An 18,172-nucleotide genomic window follows, 5' to 3' on the forward strand; every position below is an offset into this window, starting at 1 on the left:
ATTTTTAAGTTCTTACTCGCTCAGGCCCACCTTCTCCATGAATGCCCGCGCATGCACGTCCACCGCCTTGATGGCGCTGACGACCTGTTGCGGCGTGAGTTGATAGGCCAGGTTATGGCTCGATTCGCCTTCCTTTAGCGCCGCTTCTGCCACGCGGTACAAATCCTCGTCGCTGACGTCTTCGAGTTTGAGCGCTTTGAGCGTCACCGGCAGGCCCAGTGCCAGATAAAGATCCAGATACTCTTCCAGCTCTGCTTGCGGCGTTTGATCCAGAATCAGCTGGGCGACGGTGCCAAACGCCACCTTCTCGCCGTGTGTCAGCTCGTGAATCTCACCGTGCAGGGCGGTGAAGCCGTTATGGATGGCGTGCGCCCCGGCCAGGCCCCCGCTTTCGAAGCCTAGCCCGCTGAGTAGCGTGTTGGCTTCCACCACCGCTTCAAACGAAGGCGTGACGATCTGCGCCTGGTTGGCCTGGTAGGCGAGCATGGCGTGCTCGAAGAGGATCTCTTCGCACTTCTCTCCAATGGTCGCGCCCAGAAGCGTGGCCTTGCCGCCGGCCATGTTGTTGGCGTTGGCGCGAATCGCCGCGCGTGCCTCGACCCAAGTGGCCAGCGCATCGGCAATGCCCGAGGCCAGAAAGCGCGGCGGCGCCTTGCAGATGATGCCGGTATCCACCAGTACCAGGTTCGGGTTCTTATCAAAAAAACGGTAGGACTCAAACTCACCGTCGTCGTTGTAGATGACCGACAAGGCGCTGGTCGGCGCGTCGGTGGAGGCGGTGGTGGGGAGTACGGCGCAGGCGGCCTTGAGCTCGTCGGCCACGCCCTTGGCGGTGTCGATCGTCTTGCCGCCGCCAAAGCCGATCACCACGTCGGCCCCTTGCTCGCGCCCAAGCTTGACGATGCGCTCGATCTCGCGAGTGGAGGCTTCGCCTTCGAACACCACGCGCTCGAAGCTAACGTTTTCGCCCTGCAGGCTTTCGCTGAGCGCTTCGCCGGCGATATCCCACACGACGTCATCGGCGATCAGCAGTGCTTTCTGGCCGAGTGCGGCCACGTAGTGCCCGGCACGCGCCGTAACGCCTTCGCCCTGCACGTAGCGGGCGGGGCTGATGAAGACTTTCTCGTTGGTCGCTTCCATGGCGAATCGCTCCTGTGCATCAATGAGTGGCTAGCCCAGTGTAGACAGCGCCTGGGCTGAAACGCTCGGATTGATTCAGCGAACGTACAAGAAGCGACCGTTACCATGACCGGCGACAATAAAATGCCCCGCACCGGGCGGAGCATTGCGTGGCGAGAAAGGTTACTCCAGGAACTCACGCAGCAGGTCGCTCGCCTGGTCGATGGCGAGCACGCCGTCCAGATGGCCCTGATTGCCTTGAAGCGTTTCCAGCGTCACTTCATTGCCCGCCTGGCGAATCAACGCGGCGGTGCGGCGCACACCTTCCGCGGAGAAGACCTGATCGTCTTCGCTATAGAGCATCAGCGTGGGCGCCTGAATGTTGGCAAGCCCCTCATCGGCGGAGGCGCCGCCGGCCTCGAACGTCTGGTTGGCGCGCACCAGGTACAGCAGATGATTGGCATCGGCGGTGTGGGCGCGAGCGGCGGCCAGGTTGTCCAGCGTCTGCTCGATGGCGTAGCGGGCGTTTAGCTCTTCGGCCGGGTCGCGGTTTTCATCCGCCCAGTCGCGGGTGAAGGTGCGGTTCGCCCAGCGCCAGTGGCTGGCGTTGAGCGTGATCAGCTTGAGCGCCGCCTTGAGCCCTTCAAGCGGCGGCTCGCCGTCGTAGTAGTCGCCTTCGTTCCAGTTCGCGTCCAGGCGAATGGGCGCCGCCCAGGTATCGAGCATGGCGACCAGCCACGGGTCGGCGGCGCCGCTACCGATCACGGGCACCAGCCGCTCGACCCGCTCCGGGTAGACGCTTGCCCACTCGATCGCCTGCAGCGCGCCCATGGACGGGCCCATCACCGCGTACAGTGACTCGATCCCCTGGCTCTCCAGCAGTGCCCGCTGCACCTCGACGAAGTCGCGAATCGTCACTACCGGGAACGCCAGGCCCCAAGGCTCATTCGTCTCCGGGTTGATCGTGGCCGGACCGGTCGTGATCACATTCGGGTCATGGGCGTTGAGATTGACCAGCGTGTCGGAGGAGATGATATAAAAACGGTCGGTATCCAGCGGCTTGCCCGGGCCGATGATGGCGTCCCAGTAGCCGGGCAGCACGTCGCTTTCCGCGTAGCGGCCGGCGGCGTGGCTGGTGCCGGAGAAAAAATGCGTGATAAGGATGACGTTATCGCGCGCCTCGTTGAGCTCGCCGTAGGCCTCCCAGCCGACTCTCACCTCCGGGATCGTCTCGCCGCTTTGGGTCGTAAAGTTCTCGATTTCGAAGGTCTGTTTATCGACCAAACCGTCGAAGGCAAAAAGAGGCGTCGCGGTCATAAGGGCAAGGCTCGCTATCATCAGGGTGTATCGGTGCAGGCGCGGCATGGAATCTCCCGAAAGTATTGTGATTGTTTTGGATCGCGTGAAAGGGCGCTTTATTGAGCATGGTTTGTATCGAGAATAGTCTGTATCGAGAATAGTCTGTATCGAGAATAGCCTGGATTGAGCATCGTCAGGCGTCGAGTTTTTATCCCCACACACGCATCGGGAGCACCAGCGCCCATGAACCTTCTGTTTCTCGGCACCTCCGCCGGTACGCCCACTAAAGCGCGCAATTTCTCCGGGCTGGCGCTTCGCGAGCGCACCGGCAAGGGCTGGTATTTGATCGACTGCGGCGAGGCGACTCAGCATCAGCTTCTGCATACGCCGCTGTCACTTCATGGGCTGCGCGCGGTTTTGATTACCCACGTGCACGGCGATCACTGCTATGGGCTGCCGGGGTTACTCGCGAGCGCGTCGATGAACGGGCGTACCGAGACGCTGACGATCATTGCTCCACAGGCGATCAAGACGTGGATCATGGCCACCTGTGAGGCTACCCAGCTTCGGCTGTCGTTCGAGATGACGTTCATCTTCACTGAGACGCTTCCCGAGGTCGAATTCGACGCGCTGACGGTCGCCACGACGCGCCTTTCCCATGGGGTGGATTCCTTCGCCTACCGCTTTACCGAAAAGCCTCTGCCTGCGCTCGATACCGAAAAACTGATCACACGCGGCGTGCCGCGCGGCCCGCTGTGGGGGCAGCTCAGTAAAGGCGGGGAGGTCGAGTGGCAGGGCGAGACGTTGAAGGGCGAGGACTTTCTCAGGCTCGATCAACTGCCCTGCAAAATCGTCGTGGCCGGTGATAACGACCGCCCGGAACTGTTGGCCAGCGCCTGCGAAGGCGCCCAGGTACTGGTGCACGAAGCCACCTACACCGGCGCGATGGCCGAGAAAGCCGCCGAGGTGCGCCACAGCTATGCAGGGCAGGTGGCCGGATTCGCCGAGGCCGCAGGGCTACCGTATCTGGTGCTGACGCACTTCAGCCCGCGCTATCAGTCGCGCGCCGAGCCGTCGTCGTCGATCGAGGAGATCCGCGAGGAGGCCGAGCGCGTGTACTCGGGCACGCTTGTTCTGGCGCGGGATTTTCTGGAACTCGGCCTCGACAAGGCCGGTAACCTCTCGGAAGTCGTGACCGCAGATACCTTCAACGCCACTTGAACGGGTTCAGCCCGTTGGCCTGACGCATCATCAGGCGCTTGGCCAGCGGCAGGCGCTCGGCCAGGTGCAGGCTCAGGTCGCCGAGCTGGCGCAGCGGTTTGGCGCCGGTGAACAGGTGATGAAAGCCATCGGTGGCGGCGATCATCGCCTGATTGGCTAGGCGCCGGTGCCACTCGTAGTGTTGAAGCGCGGAGGCGTCGCCGGCATCAACGTGCTTGAGAATTTGCTCGGCCAGGGTGTCGGCGTCGTGCAGGCCGATATTCAGCCCCTGGCCCGCCAGCGGGTGCACCACGTGGGCGGCGTCGCCCATCAGCGCCAGGCGCTTGGCGGTATAGCTTCGGGCGTGCTGGCGCTTGATGGGGAAGCTTGCGCGGGCCACCACGCGAGTAATGCTGCCCAGGCGTTTGGGAAACGCCGCTTCGATGGCGTCCATCAGCGCGTCGTCGTCCAGCGCCTCGCGCGCCTGAATGGCGTTGGGTTCGTCGTACCACACGAGCGAGGCGCGGTGGCCGGGCAGCGGCAGCATGGCCAGCGGCCCGGTGGGCGTGAAGCACTGCCAGCTCACGTCCTGCTGGGGGAGCGCGGTTTCGACGTTGATGATCATCGCGCGCTGGCGGTAGTCGTGGGTGGCGATGTCGATGCCGGCCAGCTCCCGGAGCTTGGAATTCGCGCCGTCAGCGCCGACCACCAGCTCGGCGCTCAGGGTTTTGCCGTTATCGAGTTCCACCGTGCGCCCGCGGCCGCTGGCAAGGGTGGCGACCAGGGTAGTGTCGGTGTAGAGCGTCACACTCGGCATGTTTTCAAGCCGCTGCCAAAGCGCGTACTGAAGCGCTATGTTCTCGATGAAAAGCCCAAACTGCTCCAGGTCGCTGTCCCTGGCCGAGAAGAGGCTATGCCCGGTGCCTTCCTGGTTCCACACCTCGATATGGCGAAACGCGGCGGTGCGCTCCAGGGGGAGCTGGGCGCCGCTTGCCTCGATGAACTCGAGCGAGCGCTTGTTGAGCGAGGAGATGCGCAGGTCATAATCGCCTTCGGCCGCCTTGGGCGGCGCGCCTCGCTCGATCAGTGCCACGCGGCGCCCACTCTTGCCCAGCCGCGCGGCCAGCGCCGCCCCGACCATGCCGCCGCCAATGATGATGATGTCGTGATCCTGCTGCATGAGAGGCTCCTTTCTCCGCCGGGGGAGGGCACGTTATGGGCTCGCCCGATGTCTTACCGTATCGTTGGGATGTTAACCGGTTTTTTGAGGTGGCGTATTGACGCAGATAAAAAATCCAACCGATATCGAGCAGGCGGGCGAGGAGCTGGCGGCGTTCATCGCTGGCCATCCGCGCCTTTTCATCATTACCGGGGCCGGGGTCAGCACCGATAGCGGCATTCCCGATTACCGCGACGCCAACGGCCAGTGGAAGCGCTCACCGCCGGTGCAGCACGCTGACTTCATGGGCAACCTTCACGTGCGAAGGCGCTACTGGGCCCGCGCGCTGATCGGCTTCAAGGCGCTGGGTAGCGCTCAGGTGGGCGGCTCTCACCGGGTGCTGGCTGAGCTCGAGGCGCGCGGTTTCGTCGAAATGCTGGTGACGCAGAACGTCGACCGGCTTCACCAGCGCGCGGGATCCAAACGGGTGGTCGACCTGCACGGCCGCGCCGATACGGTCAGCTGCATGCGCTGCGGCTACTCGATGATGCGCTACGCCATGCACGCGGAAATGGCGCGCATGAACCCGCGCTTCGCCGCCATGGACGCGGCCCACGCCCCGGACGGCGACGCGGATCTGGAAACCGACTTCTCGAGTTTTCGCGTTTACGACTGCCCGCGCTGTCGCGGCGTCATGAAGCCTGATGTCGTCTACTACGGTGACGTGGTGCCGAAAGCGCGCCGGCTAGAAGCCGAAGCGGCGCTTGCGCGCTCAAGCGCCGTATTGGCGGTGGGCACCTCGCTGATGGTGTTCTCCGGCTACCGGTTTTGCCGCGAGGCGCACGCCAAGGGCCTGCCGGTGGCGTCGCTGTCGCTGGGCGTAACTCGCGCCGATCCGCTGCTTTCTCACCAGTGGCGGGCGCCGCTGACGCCGGTGCTGGCTCACGCGCTTGAGTGTCTTGATCGCGCGTCCTAGCGCGCTTTGGAAACCCACGGGTTGTCTGCGATCCAGAGCCGCCAGGGCGCGTCGCGATCGGCAGGCGAGGCGTAGTCGATGCCCACGCGCGGGCCGGTCGCGACGCGCTGTGGGGTGGGGCCCTGGGCGACCCAGAGCTTGTCTGCGCGGGTCATGTCCTCGCCGTACAGGGCCTTGTCGATCGAAAGCGCCCGGGTGAGCTTGCCCGGGCCGTTGGAAAGCTCGCGATTTCGCGCCACGCGCGCCCGTCGCATGGCGTCCTCGTTCAGGCAGGGCTCGACGGCGCGTACCAGCACCGCGCAGGGGTTGCCTTCCGGCTGGGTAACGATGTTCAACAGCCAATGCATGCCGTACACCAGATAGACGTAGGCGTGGCCGGGCGGGCCGAACATCGCCTCGGTGCGCGGCGTCTTGCGCCGGTGGGCGTGGCAGGCGGAGTCCGTTGCCCCCCGGTAGGCCTCGGTTTCCACGATGGTCGCGGCGATTAGCTCGCCTTCCACGCGGCGCACCAGCTGGCAGCCCAGTAGGTCCTGGGCGACCTCCAGGGTGTCGCGGTCGTAAAAACCGCGGGGCAGGGGCGTGGAGAAGGATGCAACGTCTGCAGAATCGGAAAGCGCCATAATATCGCCATAAACTTGAGTCAGGTGCTAGGGTATTAGCCCAACGACACTATTGAAAGCGGAGGCTCCAGTGCTGACATTCGAGCATGACTATACCCGGCTCCCTGAACCGCTGTGGCTCGCCTGCGAGCCTTCCGGTGTGTGCGCCCCGGCGCTGATCGCCTTCAACGAGGCGCTGGCCCGAAAACTCGGCGCAAGCGACGTGCCTGACGACGATACGCTCGCCCAGTGGTTCAGCGGCAACACGATTCCCGACGGCGCGAAGCCCATGGCGCTTGGCTACGCCGGCCACCAGTTCGGCAACTTCGTGCCGCAGCTCGGCGATGGCCGCGCGCTGCTGCTGGGCGACGTGGTGGACGCCGAGGGTCGACGTTTCGATATTCAGCTCAAGGGCAGCGGGCGCACGCCGTTCTCGCGTGGTGGCGACGGGCGCTCGCCGCTGGGCCCAGTGCTGCGTGAATATCTGGTTAGCGAGTTCATGGCCGCGGTGGGCGTGCCCACCACGCGGGCGCTGGCGGCGGTGGCCAGCGGCGAGCGCGTGGCGCGCCAGATGCCGGAGCCCGGCGCGGTGTTCACCCGCGTGGCTTCGAGCCACGTGCGCGTGGGCACCTTCCAGTTCGCCGCTCGCCACGGTGAGGAGACCACCCGTGCGCTGGCGGACTACGTCATTGCGCGCCACTACCCCGAGGCGCGCGAACAGGATGATCCGTATCTGGCGCTTCTGGAGGGTGTCACTCGCCGCCAGGCCGAGCTCGTGGCGCGCTGGATGAGCCTGGGCTTCATCCACGGCGTGATGAACACTGACAACACCAGCATTAGTGGCGAAACCATTGATTACGGCCCCTGCGCCTTCATGGAGCAGTTCGACCCGCGCAAGGTGTTCAGCTCGATCGACGAGGGCGGGCGCTACGCCTTCAACAACCAGCCGGCGGTCGCCCAGTGGAATCTGGCCCGCTTCGCCGAAACCTTACTGCCGCTGATGAACGTGCAGGGCGAGGAGGGCGTGGCGCTGGCGGTCGAAGTGATTCGCGGCTTCGAGGCGCACTTCGATAAAACCCGGCAGGCGCTTCGCATCGCCAAACTCGGGCTCGCCGAGAATGGCGGTGATACCGCCGACACGCTGATGGACGCACTCGAGACAGTGATGCATCAGGGGCGCATGGACATGACCGCCACCTTCGATGCGCTGACCCACTACGCCGACAGTTTCGAGACGCAACGTCGCGAGGCGCTGCTGGCGCTTTCCCATCAGCCCGAAGCGCTCGATGCGTGGCTCGAGCAGTGGCGCGCGGCGCCGCTTCTAAATGATGCCACGCGATTTGACGCCATGCGCCGGGCCAACCCGGTCGTGATTCCGCGCAATCATCGCGTGAAAGAGGTGATCGACGCCGCGATCAAAGGCGATTTCGCGCCGTTTCATACGCTTTTGAACGCGGTGAGTGCGCCGTTCGATGAGTCCGTCGAGGCGCGTCGGCTGGCCGCGCCGGCCACCGACAGCCAAGCGGTACTGCGCACCTTCTGTGGCACCTAAAGCGCGCGAGGCTATGGCGCGCGAGGCTATGCTACACTGTGATTTTTTACAGCGCCGGACCAGTTAACGGCCCGGCGCTAACCTTTCGACGGTGAGCCAAGCAGGGAGCCCGTGCGCAAGATTATTCACTGTGACTGCGACTGCTTTTACGCGGCGGTTGAAATGCGTGACAACCCGGCGCTGACGGACATTCCCATCGCCATTGGCGGCAGTGTCGAGCAGCGCGGGGTGGTGGCGACCTGCAACTACCCGGCACGCGAGTACGGCATCCACTCGGCGATGCCCATGGGCCAGGCGCTCAAGCGCTGCCCGCACCTGACGATCGTGCGCGGCGACATGCCCAAGTACAAGGAGGTCGCCCGGCAGGTTTTTGCCATTTACCGCGAGATGACCGAGCTGATCGAGCCGCTATCGCTGGACGAAGCGTATCTGGACGTTTCCGAGGTGACGCAGTTCAAGGGCAGCGCCACGTTGATGGCCCAGGCCATTCGCGAGCGGGTGCAAAAGGACGTGGGGATCACCGTGTCCGCCGGGGTCGCACCGAATAAGTTTCTGGCCAAGATCGCCAGCGACTGGAACAAGCCCGACGGCCTTTTTGTCATCGCCCCAGGGGAGGTCGAGCGCTTCGTCGAGCAGCTCCCGGTCAAGAAGATTCACGGCGTGGGCCCGCGCACCGCCGAGAAAATGGCGAGTCTGGATATCCACACCTGCCTCGATCTGCAAGCGCGCCCGCTGACCGAGCTGATCGAACACTTTGGCCGCTTCGGCAAGCGCCTGCATGAGCTGAGCCGGGGCTTTGATGAGCGCCCGGTGAAGACCCATCGCGAACGCAAGTCGATCAGCACCGAACAGACCTACTCTCAGGATCTGCCGACACTCGAGGCGTGCCGGGGCGAACTTCCCGAACTCCTGCAGGACCTGGAGCGGCGCTATGCCCGGCTCGACCCACCGCCGGCGGTGAAAGGGCTGATGGTCAAGGTGAAATTCAACGACTTTACCCAAACCACCGTCGAACATGCCGACCCGGCCCCGGACATGGCCCAGTTCGAAACGCTTTTGAACGTTGGTTGGGCCCGCAAAAGCCGCCCGGTACGCCTGCTGGGCGTGGGGTACCGCTTGGCCGATAGCGCGCCTGATACCCAGCTCTCGCTCTTTTGAAACTTCCCCTTTCGGCGCATTGACGCCGGCACGGGCAGCGATTAAAACAGGTGTATGAACGCTGGCGGCCTAAAGGGCTGCGCTTACCTTCTATTCTCCTCCACCTTGAGCCGCCCATGACGCCCTCCCGCCCTTTGCTGGTATTTGCCCACGCCAACGGCTTTACCGGCGCCAGCTACCGAAGCCTTTTGGCGCCGCTTGCCGAGCACTTCGAGCTTGGCCCCATCGACCGGGTGGGTCACCACCCGCGCTATCCGGTAAACCGCAACTGGGGCAACCTGGTCGACGAGCTGCTGCATTATCTGCCCACCCACCGAAAAGTGTTTGGCGTCGGGCACTCTTTGGGCGGCACGCTCATGGCCATGGCGGCGTTGCGCGAACCCGAGCGCTTTTTTGGGGTGGTCATGCTCGACCCGCCGTTGATGCTGGGCATGGATGCCTGGGCGATGAAAGCGGCCAAGCGCTTTGGCTTCGTCGATCGTATTACCCCGGCGGGCAAAACCAAAGGGCGGCGCAGCGTCTGGCCAAGCCGCGAAGCGATGGCCCACTCGCTGGGCCGCCGCGGCATCTTTCGCGGCTTTACCACAGAGGCGCTCAACGACTATGTTGAAACAGGCACGACGCTTCGCGACGACGGCCAAGCGGAGCTGGTATTCGAGCCGCGAGTGGAAGTGGCGATCTTTCGCAACCTGCCGGACCACCTGTCGTCGAAACTGACCAAAATCCGGGTGCCGGTGGAGATCGTTGCCGGCGACCGCTCGGATCTTTTAACGCCGGGCCGTATCGCGCGACTCACCCGCAAGGGCCTGCGCGTAAGCCGCGTACCCGGCGGGCACATGTTCCCGATGGAGCACCCGGACGAGACCCGCGCGGCGATCATCAACGCCTGGCAACGGCTTGCGCCCTAAGCTACAGCTCACGAGACCCATCAAGGAGGCACGCCATGTACCTTTCCGTACAGCTAAGCTACTACCCGCTGACCGACGACTTCAAACCCGTGGTCAAGGAGGTGGTCAAGCGCCTGGAAGCCACCGGCCTCGAGGTGCACGCCAACCGCATGAGTACACAGGTATTCGGTGAGTTCGACACGGTGATGAACGCGCTGACCGAGGTCATGAAGTGGTCCTTCGAGACCCACGGCAAAGCGGTGTTCACCGCCAACTTTCTGGAAGGGGATCGCCGGCCGCGGGAGTAGATAACCCCTCTCTGAACAACAACGCCGCCCCGAGGGCGGCGTTCTTTTTCATCAAACCAACGTTCAGGTTAGCGATTCGAGGTAGGACTCGATGATGTCGAGGCCTTCGTTGAGCACCGCGTCGTCGATGGTGACCGGCATCAAAAAGCGGATGGTGTTGCCGTAGAGGCCGCAGGAGAGCAGGATCAGCCCCTTTTCGCGGGCTTTTTTGCACAGCGCGCCGGCCAGGTCCGGGTTGGGGGCGCCGTCGGCTTTATTGGATACCAGCTCGAAAGCGGCCATCGCGCCCATGTTGCGCGGGTGGGCGACGCAGTCGAATTTTTCCTGCCACTGGCCGAAGCGCTGGGCGAGTTTGTCACCCAGTGCCCGGCTCTTCTCCAGAATGTTCTCTTCTTCGAACACCTCGAGCACGGCAAGCGCCGCAGCGCAGGCGGTGGGGCTGCCGGTGTAGGTGCCGCCAAGCGAGTTGGGGCCGGAAGAGTCCATGATCTTGTCGGTGCCGACGATGGCCGAGATCGGCATGCCGTCGGCCATGCTTTTCGCCATGGTCATGATGTCCGGCTCGACGCCGCTGTGTTCGATGGCGAACAGCTTGCCGGTACGGCCGAAGCCTGACTGCACTTCGTCGACGATCATGAGAATGCCGAGCTCGTCACAGATATCGCGCACGCGCTTCAAGAACGAGGCGGGGGCGGGATAGAAGCCGCCTTCCCCGAGCACCGGTTCGAGCACGATGGCGGCGGTATTGGTCGGGCCGGCGTCGGTCTTGAGCGTCATCATCAGCCCGCGGATCGCTTCCTCTTCGCTGATACCGTGGGAGGGCACCGGGTAAGGGGCGCGGAAGACGGTGCCGGGCATCGGGCCGAAATCGGTCTGGTAGGGCGCGACCTTACCGTTCATTGCCATGGTAAAGAAGGTACGGCCGTGATAGCCGCCGTCGAAGCAGATTACGTTGTCACGCTGGGTCGCCGCGCGGGCGATCTTGACCGCGTTTTCGAGCGCCTCGGCGCCGGAGTTGGCGAGCATCACCTTGGCGTGGCCGCGCACCGGCACGACGTGGCTGAGCTTTTCGGCGACCTTCACGTAGCCTTCATAAGGCATCACGGTCTGGCAGGTGTGCATGACCTTGTCGAGCTGATCCTTGACCGCGGCGACCACTTTCGGGTGGCGGTGGCCGATGTTGAGTACGCCGATGCCGCCGGCAAAATCGATGAAGCGGTTACCGTCGGCATCCCAGATTTCGGCGTTTTCAGCGCGGGCGGCAAAGGCGGTGGCGGGGCTTGCGGCGCCGGCGGCGACGTATTTCTGCTTTAGCGCGTTAAGCTCGGCATTACTCGTCATGGCGGGGTCCTCTGGCGTTGAGCAAAAATAACGGGTGTGAGGACAGCATAGTACGCAAGTGGCGTTATTTACACGTTCTTAGGCAAGGCTTACCTGGTTGCGCCCGCTGGCTTTGGCCTGGTACATGGCCTGGTCGCCGCGCTCGATGAGCTGCTCGGCAGAGGTGGCGGGCGTGCTGGCGACGCCGGCGGAGAGCGTGATCGACAACTGGTGGGGCGTGAAGCGGCGCTCCTCGATGATCGCGCGCAGGCGCTCGGCGGCGACGTGCGCCTCGTCACTACCGGTTTCCGGCATGATGATGAGAAATTCTTCGCCGCCCAGGCGCACCTGCAGGTCGGTGTCGCGCAGAGCGTGGGCGATCGCTGCCGTGACCTCGGCGAGTGCGGTATCGCCGGTAGCGTGGCCATAGGTGTCGTTGATCGATTTGAAACTATCCAGGTCGAACAGCACGACGCTGAGTTCGCCGCCGTAGCGCCGGCAGCGCTTGAGCTCCTCTTCGAGCTGGCAAAGACCCGCGCGACGATTTAAAAGCCCCGTCAGCTCGTCGTGACAGGCCAGGTGATCGAGCCGACTGTTGGCTTCCTGCAGGCGCTCTTCGAGCTTCTTGCGCTCGGTGATGTCGATGACGAAGGTGACCTTGTGCTGTTGATCGTCGTCGCTTTCGACCTTGGCGGCCTCCGTCAACACGGTGCGCCGCTCGCCGTTTTTGCAGTAAACCGTCCACTCCTGGCGGGCCTGGATCGTCTCCGTGCCGCCCAGAAACTCGGTATGCTGGGTACAGGCGAACGAGTGGTTTTCCGGCGAGAGCAGCATGATAAAGTGCTGGCCGATCAGCTCTTCCTGAGCGTAGCCGTAAAACGCACAGAAGGCGGGATTAACCAGCTCGAAATGGCCCTGTGGGTTGGTGACACAGATGCCGATGGGGGCACTGTTAAGAACGCTCCAGGCGTTACGTTTGGAGCGTTTGACCGTTTCTTGTAGTTGGTCGGTCGAAAGATCAAGCATTCGCTGTCTCGGGTATCGAACTTGAGTGCGCCTTGGCGCGAAGCGCCCCCAGGCGCGATGAAAGGTCTTCACCCAGTGAGTTGATGGCGGGTTTAGCATAAAAATAGCCCTGCTGACGCATAATGCCAGCGCGGGCGAGCCACAGCGCTTCGGCTTCGGTTTCGATGCCTTCGGCGATCAGGGTCGTGCCGAGTTCGCGCCCCAGCGTAATGACCGACTTCAAAATCGCCTGGCGGCGCGGGTCGCTATCGCAGTGCATGACGATCTCGCGATCGATTTTCAGCTTGTTGGGGGCAAGCTCGGTAAGAAGATCGAGATTGGCGTAGCCGTTGCCGAAGTCGTCGAGCGCGGTTTCAAAGCCCATGCTGCGGTAGGCGTCGATGATATCGGAGAGGTGCTGGCGATCCTTGACGCGCTCGGTTTCGGTGATTTCAAAGATCAGTCGATTGGCCGGCCAGCCTACACGCCGCGATACTTCGAGCGTTGCCTGAATGCAGGCACGGGGCTCGTAAACCGCATTGGGGAGAAAGTTGATGGAAAGACTGGTCGGCATGTTCAGCGCGCTGGCCATTTCGATCGCTCGGACGCGGCAGGCCTGATCAAAGCGGTAGAGTAGATCGTCGGTGACTTTCGAGAGAATGCTGTAGGCCGACTCTCCGTTCACACCGCGCACCAACGCCTCAAAAGCGATGACCTGCGCTTTGGCAATATCCACGATCGGCTGGAACGCCATGGTGAACTCGAACGGAAGCTCTCCTTCGCACCGATTACAGTGCCCCTGTACGCGAGCGCAGTTACCCATGAAAAACCCTCCACAAACCCTTGGTTTCTTGATTTTTTGAGCGCGCTCGTGACGCGCCGTATATCTAGTCTTTTAAGCTTAGATGCTGGTAGTTTAGTAGCAGTGCTGGAGTCCGTACATGTCCGGCGTTATGCTTTTAACGTTTAGTTAACAATTGTTCAAAAAATCGATATTTGCTCACGTTAAAGCAAAAAAACGCCCGAAGCGGGCGTTGAACAAGGGGAATCGTTAAATGGAGGAATCGTTAGATTGTGATGGCGGTGAGCGGCGGGGCTAAATGATGCCTGCTCGTTTGAGCGCTTCGCGCTGCTGTCGGGTAATACCGATCTCTTCAAGCACGTCGTCGGTGTGCTGCCCCAGAAGCGGCGGCGCGGTAGGCGCCGTGGCCGAGCGGCCATCAATACGCACCGGATTGGCGACCAGGTCGACGCTGCCGGCCTGAGGGTGAGCAAAGGTCTTTCTGAGTCCGCGAGCCTTGACGTGGGCATCCTCGAATACCCGGTCGAGGGTGTTGATCGGCCCGCAGGGCACGCCCACCGCTTCCAGCGCCGCCAGCCACTCGTCGATCGAGCGCAGCGCAAGCGTGGCCTCTAAAAGCGGCACCAACTCCTCGCGGTTGGCTACCCGGGCGCCGTTGGTGGCAAAGCGCGGATCATCACAAAGGCCGGGCTGCTCGATTACCTGACAAAAGCGCTTGAACTGCTCGTCGTTGCCCACCGCGACGATGATATGGCCATCCAAAGTGGCGAAGGCCTGGTAGGGCACGATATTGGGATGGGCGTTGCCCAGGCGCTCGGGCACGCGGCCCGAGGTCAGGTAGTTGGTCGCCTGGTTGGCCAGCACCCCGACCTGAACGTCCATCAGCGAAAGATCGATATGGCAGCCTTGGCCTGAGTCACGGCGGGCGTAAAGCGCGGCGAGAATGGCATTGGTAGCGTAGAGGCCGGTGAACAGGTCGGTGATCGCCACGCCCACCTTGACCGGTCCGCCGCCGGGTACCTCGTCCGGTTGACCGGTCAGGCTCATCAATCCGCCCATCGCCTGGATCATGAAATCGTAGCCGGCGCGGTGAGCGTAGGGGCTTTGCTGACCAAAGCCGGTGATCGAGCAGTAGATCAATCCCGGGTTGAGCGCTTTCAGGCTCTCGAAATCGAGCCCGTAGCGCTTGAGCCCGCCCACCTTGAAGTTCTCTACGACGACATCGGCGCCCCTGGACAGGGTTTTGATCAGGGCCTGACCTTCGGGGGCTGCCATGTCCACCGTCACCGAGCGCTTGCCGCGGTTGGCGCACAGATAGTAGGCGGATTCAAAACTGTCACCGAGCCAGGGCGGCCCCCAGTGACGGGTATCGTCGCCCTTGCCGGGGCGTTCTACCTTGATGACGTCGGCGCCCAGATCGGCCAGCGTCTGCCCGCACCAGGGGCCGGCGAGCACGCGGGAGAGATCGAGCACTTTGACGCCTTTGAGCGGGGTGGGCGCATCGCTCATAACAACTCCTTGCGCGGCGGCTTAGAAGAACGCCTGCAGACCGGTCTGAGCGCGGCCCAGAATCAGCGCGTGTACGTCATGGGTGCCTTCGTAGGTGTTGACCGACTCGAGATTGACCATGTGACGAATGACGCCGTACTCGTCGGAGACGCCGTTGCCGCCGTGCATGTCCCGCGAGAGCCGCGCAATGTCCAGTGCCTTGCCGCAGTTGTTGCGCTTGATCAGCGAGACCATTTCCGGTGTCCAGCTGCCGTTGTCCATCAGCCGGCCGACCTGCAGCGCCGCCTGAAGGCCGAGCGTGATCTCGGTCTGCATATCGGCGAGCTTTTTCTGAATCAGCTGGTTGGCGGCGAGCGGCCGGTTGAACTGCTTGCGATCAAGAGTGTACTGACGCGCGGCGTGCCAACAGAACTCGGCGGTGCCCATCACCCCCCAGGCAATGCCGTAGCGCGCCTTGTTCAAGCAGCCAAACGGGCCTTTCAAACCGCTGACGTTCGGCAGCAGGTTCTCTTCCGGCACGAAAGCGTTATCCAGCACGATCTCGCCGGTGATCGAGGCGCGCAGCGACACCTTGCCCTCGATTTTTGGCGTGGAGAAGCCTTCCGTGCCGCGCTCGACGATGAACCCCTTGATCTGGTTTTCATGGGCGGCTGACTTGGCCCACACCACGGCGATATCGGCGATCGGGCTGTTGGTGATCCACATCTTGGCGCCGGTCAGGCGGTAGCCACCGTCGACCTTTTCAGCACGGGTGATCATCGAGCCCGGGTCGGAGCCGTGGTCCGGCTCGGTCAGGCCGAAGCAGCCCACCATCTCGCCGGTGGCGAGCTTGGGCAGATACTTTTTCTTTTGCTCTTCACTGCCATAGGTTTCGATGGGATACATCACCAGCGACGACTGCACGCTCATCGCCGAGCGGTAGCCTGAATCGACGCGCTCCACTTCGCGGGCGATCAACCCGTAGGCGACGTGGTTGACGCCGGCGCCGCCGTACTCCTCGGCCACCGTCGCGCCCAGTAGACCAAGCTCACCCATCTCGGACATGATGTCGCGATCGAAGCGCTCTTCACGAAACGCGCTCAGCACGCGCGGCTGGAGATTCTCCTGGCAGTAGTCGTGCGCGGCGTCGCGGATCTGGCGCTCTTCGTCGGTCAGCTGTTGTTCGAGCAGCAGCGGGTCGTCCCAGTTGAAGCGTGACATGGCAATAGCCCTCCTGATAAGTGCGTCCAATGTAGCGCTGATATAAAAAAATATCTACATTTTTATAAAACGGCGACGTTAGCTGAGGAAATGCTAGTCGATGCCGCGCTCGCGCAAGAGCTCGGTAATGATCGGTACCGGCGTCATCAGGTGATCGCGCATCATGACCGCAGCGCGCTCGGCGTCGCGGGCCAGAATGACCTCGACCAGGGCGCTGTGCTCGTCGTGTTTTCGTGAAAGCGCCGCGGGCGACATTACCGTCTGCTTGAGCCAAAGGTGGCGGTAGCGCTCTACCTGGCTGAAGAGCGTTTCGCGCATCTGCAGAAGGTGGGGAGAGTTACAGCCGCTGGCGATAGCGGTGTGAAACGCCTGATGGCGCGCATCCCAGGTATCCAGCAACGCCTCCGGGGAGCTTACATTGGTGACCTTGCCAAGGCGGTGGGCAGTGGCCAGTACCTCGGCTTCCCAGTCATCGTCGCCGCGCTCGATGGCCAGTTTTAGCACCAACCCTTCGAGCTGTGCGCGGGCGTCGTAGATATCACGCAGCTCAGAAAGCGACATGGGGGCGACGCGGTAGCCGCGCTGACTAATGGCGATGACCAGCCGGTCCGCCACTAGTTGTGAAAGCGCCTCTCTCAGCGGGCCAGTGCTGAGCCCGTAGTGCTCCTTCAAACGACTCATCAACAGCTTTTCGCCCGCCGGGTAGCGCCCGCGAATAATGTCGCGCTTCAAATCGCGGTAGGCGTTGATGGCCAGGTTAGGCCGGGGCAGGGAGGTATCCATCGCGTATCCTGTAGCGGTGTTGGCCGTTTTTGATAAATGACGGTCATTATCCGTTAATTTCGATTCTTTAGCATGATCAAGCGCGCCTTTTAAACGCTTTTAAGGGCGAAAGCGTTCCAAAAACGCCGGCACAGAGCCTGGGTCATGGCACTATCGTCCCATTAACGTTTGATTTAAAACCGTGCTAACGTCGACTAAACGGTTGGGTGAAAAACATTTTCGAATGCCCGACGCCGTTGATACCGCCTTGATTTAAACATCAATAACGCTCCCAAAAGGATAGAGGCAACGCTCATGAAAACGCTAAAATACGCAGTCGCCACGACCATGTTGGCCATGGCGCTACCCGCCAGTGCCCAGCAGCTATCGATCGCCACCGGCGGAACCGGCGGTGTCTACTATCCGATCGGCGGCGGTTTGGCCGAGATGATCAACAACCACATCGAAGGCGCCCAGGCCACGGCAGAGGTAACCGGCGCCTCGGTCGAGAACATGGGGCTGATCATGCGCGGCGATGCGGACATGGCGACAGCGCTTGCCGACACCGTATACCAGGCCTACACCGGCACCGGCGATTTCGAAGGCCGCCAGGTCGAGAACACCCGGGCGCTGGCCTCGATCTATCCCAACGCCGTGCAGCTGGTCGTGCTCGCGGAATCCGACATCGAAAGCATCGACGATCTGGCCGGTAAGCGCGTATCGGTGGGCGCGCCGGGGAGCGGCACCGAGCTCAATGCCCGCGCCGTGCTCGAATCCAACGGCATTAGCTACGACGACTTCACCGCCCAGCGGCTGAACTTCAACGAAACCGCCGACGCCATCCGCGACGGCGACATCGACGCCGGTTTCTGGAGCGTGGGCCCGCCCACCAGCTCGATCATGAACCTGGCGGCGACCCGCGACATCCGCTTGATAAGCCTGACCGACGAAGAGATTGCCAATGCTCAGGAAGAGGAAGCGGTGTTCGCTCCCTACCAGCTGGAAGCCGGGCTTTACGACGGTATGGACGAAGCGGTGCAAACCATCGGTATTCCCAACGTGCTGGTGGTCAACGCGGACATGGATGAAGAGCTTGCCTATCAGCTCACCCAGCTTTTGTTCGAGCACACCGACGAGCTGATCGCCGTTCACCCGGCGGCCAACGACACCACCGTGGAGTTCACCATGGAGTCCACGCCGGTGCCGCTGCATCCCGGCGCGATTCGCTACTTCGAGGAGACCGGTGTCGAGATTCCCGACCGCCTGCGTCCTTGATCACTCTCTTAACACGTTCTCTTAACGATCGTTCAAAAGGCG

17 protein-coding genes are annotated in these 18,172 nt (G+C 62.6%); 7 read left to right on the forward strand and 10 right to left on the reverse strand.

Annotated elements, in window-relative coordinates:
• Positions 1-12: 12 nt before the first annotated feature.
• Together RN347_RS03710 and RN347_RS03715 are read right to left on the reverse strand one after the other, a co-directional pair.
• Positions 13-1,140 carry a glycerol dehydrogenase gene (locus tag RN347_RS03710; RefSeq protein WP_263584940.1) on the reverse strand — a complete coding sequence of 376 codons (1,128 nt, stop codon included), beginning with the start codon at positions 1,138-1,140 and terminating at the stop codon, positions 13-15.
• Positions 1,141-1,302: 162 nt separating this feature from the next.
• Entirely contained in the window at positions 1,303-2,436 is a 1,134-nt protein-coding gene (locus tag RN347_RS03715) for a homoserine O-acetyltransferase (RefSeq protein WP_311960225.1), read from the reverse strand.
• A 225-nt stretch (positions 2,437-2,661) separates the two neighbouring features.
• Here RN347_RS03715 and RN347_RS03720 point away from each other — a divergent pair, with 225 nt between their 5' ends.
• Complete coding sequence (locus RN347_RS03720; RefSeq protein ID WP_311960226.1) at positions 2,662-3,639, forward strand: MBL fold metallo-hydrolase; 978 nt, start codon at positions 2,662-2,664, stop codon at positions 3,637-3,639.
• Here RN347_RS03720 and RN347_RS03725 read toward each other — a convergent pair.
• On the reverse strand, positions 3,626-4,798 hold the full coding sequence (locus RN347_RS03725) for a UbiH/UbiF/VisC/COQ6 family ubiquinone biosynthesis hydroxylase (RefSeq protein WP_311960227.1): 1,173 nt from the start codon (positions 4,796-4,798) through the stop codon (positions 3,626-3,628). The genes RN347_RS03720 and RN347_RS03725 overlap by 14 nt on opposite strands.
• 97 nt (positions 4,799-4,895) lie before the next feature.
• On the opposite strand from RN347_RS03725, the gene RN347_RS03730 reads away from it, so the two are divergent.
• A complete protein-coding gene (locus RN347_RS03730; RefSeq protein ID WP_311960228.1) occupies positions 4,896-5,753 on the forward strand; it encodes an NAD-dependent protein deacetylase in 858 nt (285 codons plus the stop codon).
• Here RN347_RS03730 and RN347_RS03735 read toward each other — a convergent pair.
• Positions 5,750-6,373, reverse strand: a complete 624-nt coding sequence (locus RN347_RS03735) for a DNA-3-methyladenine glycosylase (protein WP_311960229.1) — start codon at positions 6,371-6,373, stop codon at positions 5,750-5,752. The genes RN347_RS03730 and RN347_RS03735 overlap by 4 nt on opposite strands.
• 70 nt (positions 6,374-6,443) lie before the next feature.
• On the opposite strand from RN347_RS03735, the gene RN347_RS03740 reads away from it, so the two are divergent.
• From RN347_RS03740 to RN347_RS03755, 4 genes are all read left to right on the forward strand, one after another.
• Positions 6,444-7,904: a protein adenylyltransferase SelO family protein gene (locus tag RN347_RS03740; protein WP_311960230.1), complete on the forward strand. Its 1,461-nt coding sequence runs from the start codon at positions 6,444-6,446 to the stop codon at positions 7,902-7,904.
• 111 nt (positions 7,905-8,015) lie between these two features.
• Positions 8,016-9,062, forward strand: coding sequence for a DNA polymerase IV (gene dinB, locus RN347_RS03745; RefSeq protein WP_311960231.1), 1,047 nt, complete (start codon positions 8,016-8,018; stop codon positions 9,060-9,062).
• A 116-nt stretch (positions 9,063-9,178) separates the two neighbouring features.
• Positions 9,179-9,970: an alpha/beta fold hydrolase gene (locus tag RN347_RS03750; RefSeq protein ID WP_263584931.1), complete on the forward strand. Its 792-nt coding sequence runs from the start codon at positions 9,179-9,181 to the stop codon at positions 9,968-9,970.
• A gap of 35 nt (positions 9,971-10,005) precedes the next feature.
• Positions 10,006-10,257 carry a YkoF family thiamine/hydroxymethylpyrimidine-binding protein gene (locus RN347_RS03755; RefSeq protein WP_252106825.1) on the forward strand — a complete coding sequence of 84 codons (252 nt, stop codon included), beginning with the start codon at positions 10,006-10,008 and terminating at the stop codon, positions 10,255-10,257.
• Positions 10,258-10,320: 63 nt separating this feature from the next.
• Here the strand turns inward: RN347_RS03755 and gabT are convergent, their stop codons facing one another.
• From gabT to csiR, 6 genes are all read right to left on the reverse strand, one after another.
• Positions 10,321-11,598: a 4-aminobutyrate--2-oxoglutarate transaminase gene (gene gabT, locus RN347_RS03760; protein WP_311960232.1), complete on the reverse strand. Its 1,278-nt coding sequence runs from the start codon at positions 11,596-11,598 to the stop codon at positions 10,321-10,323.
• Between the two features lie 78 nt (positions 11,599-11,676).
• Complete coding sequence (locus tag RN347_RS03765; protein ID WP_311960233.1) at positions 11,677-12,603, reverse strand: diguanylate cyclase; 927 nt, start codon at positions 12,601-12,603, stop codon at positions 11,677-11,679.
• Positions 12,596-13,405, reverse strand: a complete 810-nt coding sequence (locus tag RN347_RS03770) for an EAL domain-containing protein (protein ID WP_311960234.1) — start codon at positions 13,403-13,405, stop codon at positions 12,596-12,598. The genes RN347_RS03765 and RN347_RS03770 overlap by 8 nt, the downstream gene beginning before the upstream one ends.
• A gap of 273 nt (positions 13,406-13,678) precedes the next feature.
• Positions 13,679-14,893 (reverse strand): CaiB/BaiF CoA-transferase family protein, encoded by a 1,215-nt coding sequence (locus RN347_RS03775; RefSeq protein WP_263584924.1) that lies wholly within the window; start codon positions 14,891-14,893, stop codon positions 13,679-13,681.
• 21 nt (positions 14,894-14,914) lie between these two features.
• On the reverse strand, positions 14,915-16,093 hold the full coding sequence (locus RN347_RS03780) for an acyl-CoA dehydrogenase (protein WP_311960235.1): 1,179 nt from the start codon (positions 16,091-16,093) through the stop codon (positions 14,915-14,917).
• Between the two features lie 93 nt (positions 16,094-16,186).
• The gene (gene csiR / locus RN347_RS03785) at positions 16,187-16,876 is read right to left on the reverse strand and encodes a DNA-binding transcriptional regulator CsiR (RefSeq protein WP_263584922.1); all 690 of its coding nucleotides are present in this window, start codon (positions 16,874-16,876) and stop codon (positions 16,187-16,189) included.
• 294 nt (positions 16,877-17,170) lie between these two features.
• Between csiR and RN347_RS03790 the strand changes: the two genes are divergently transcribed.
• Positions 17,171-18,130, forward strand: coding sequence for a TAXI family TRAP transporter solute-binding subunit (locus tag RN347_RS03790; protein WP_311960236.1), 960 nt, complete (start codon positions 17,171-17,173; stop codon positions 18,128-18,130).
• Positions 18,131-18,172: the final 42 nt, after the last annotated feature.

The organism is Halomonas sp. PAMB 3264 (assembly GCF_031954245.1).
Lineage (GTDB): Bacteria > Pseudomonadota > Gammaproteobacteria > Pseudomonadales > Halomonadaceae > Vreelandella.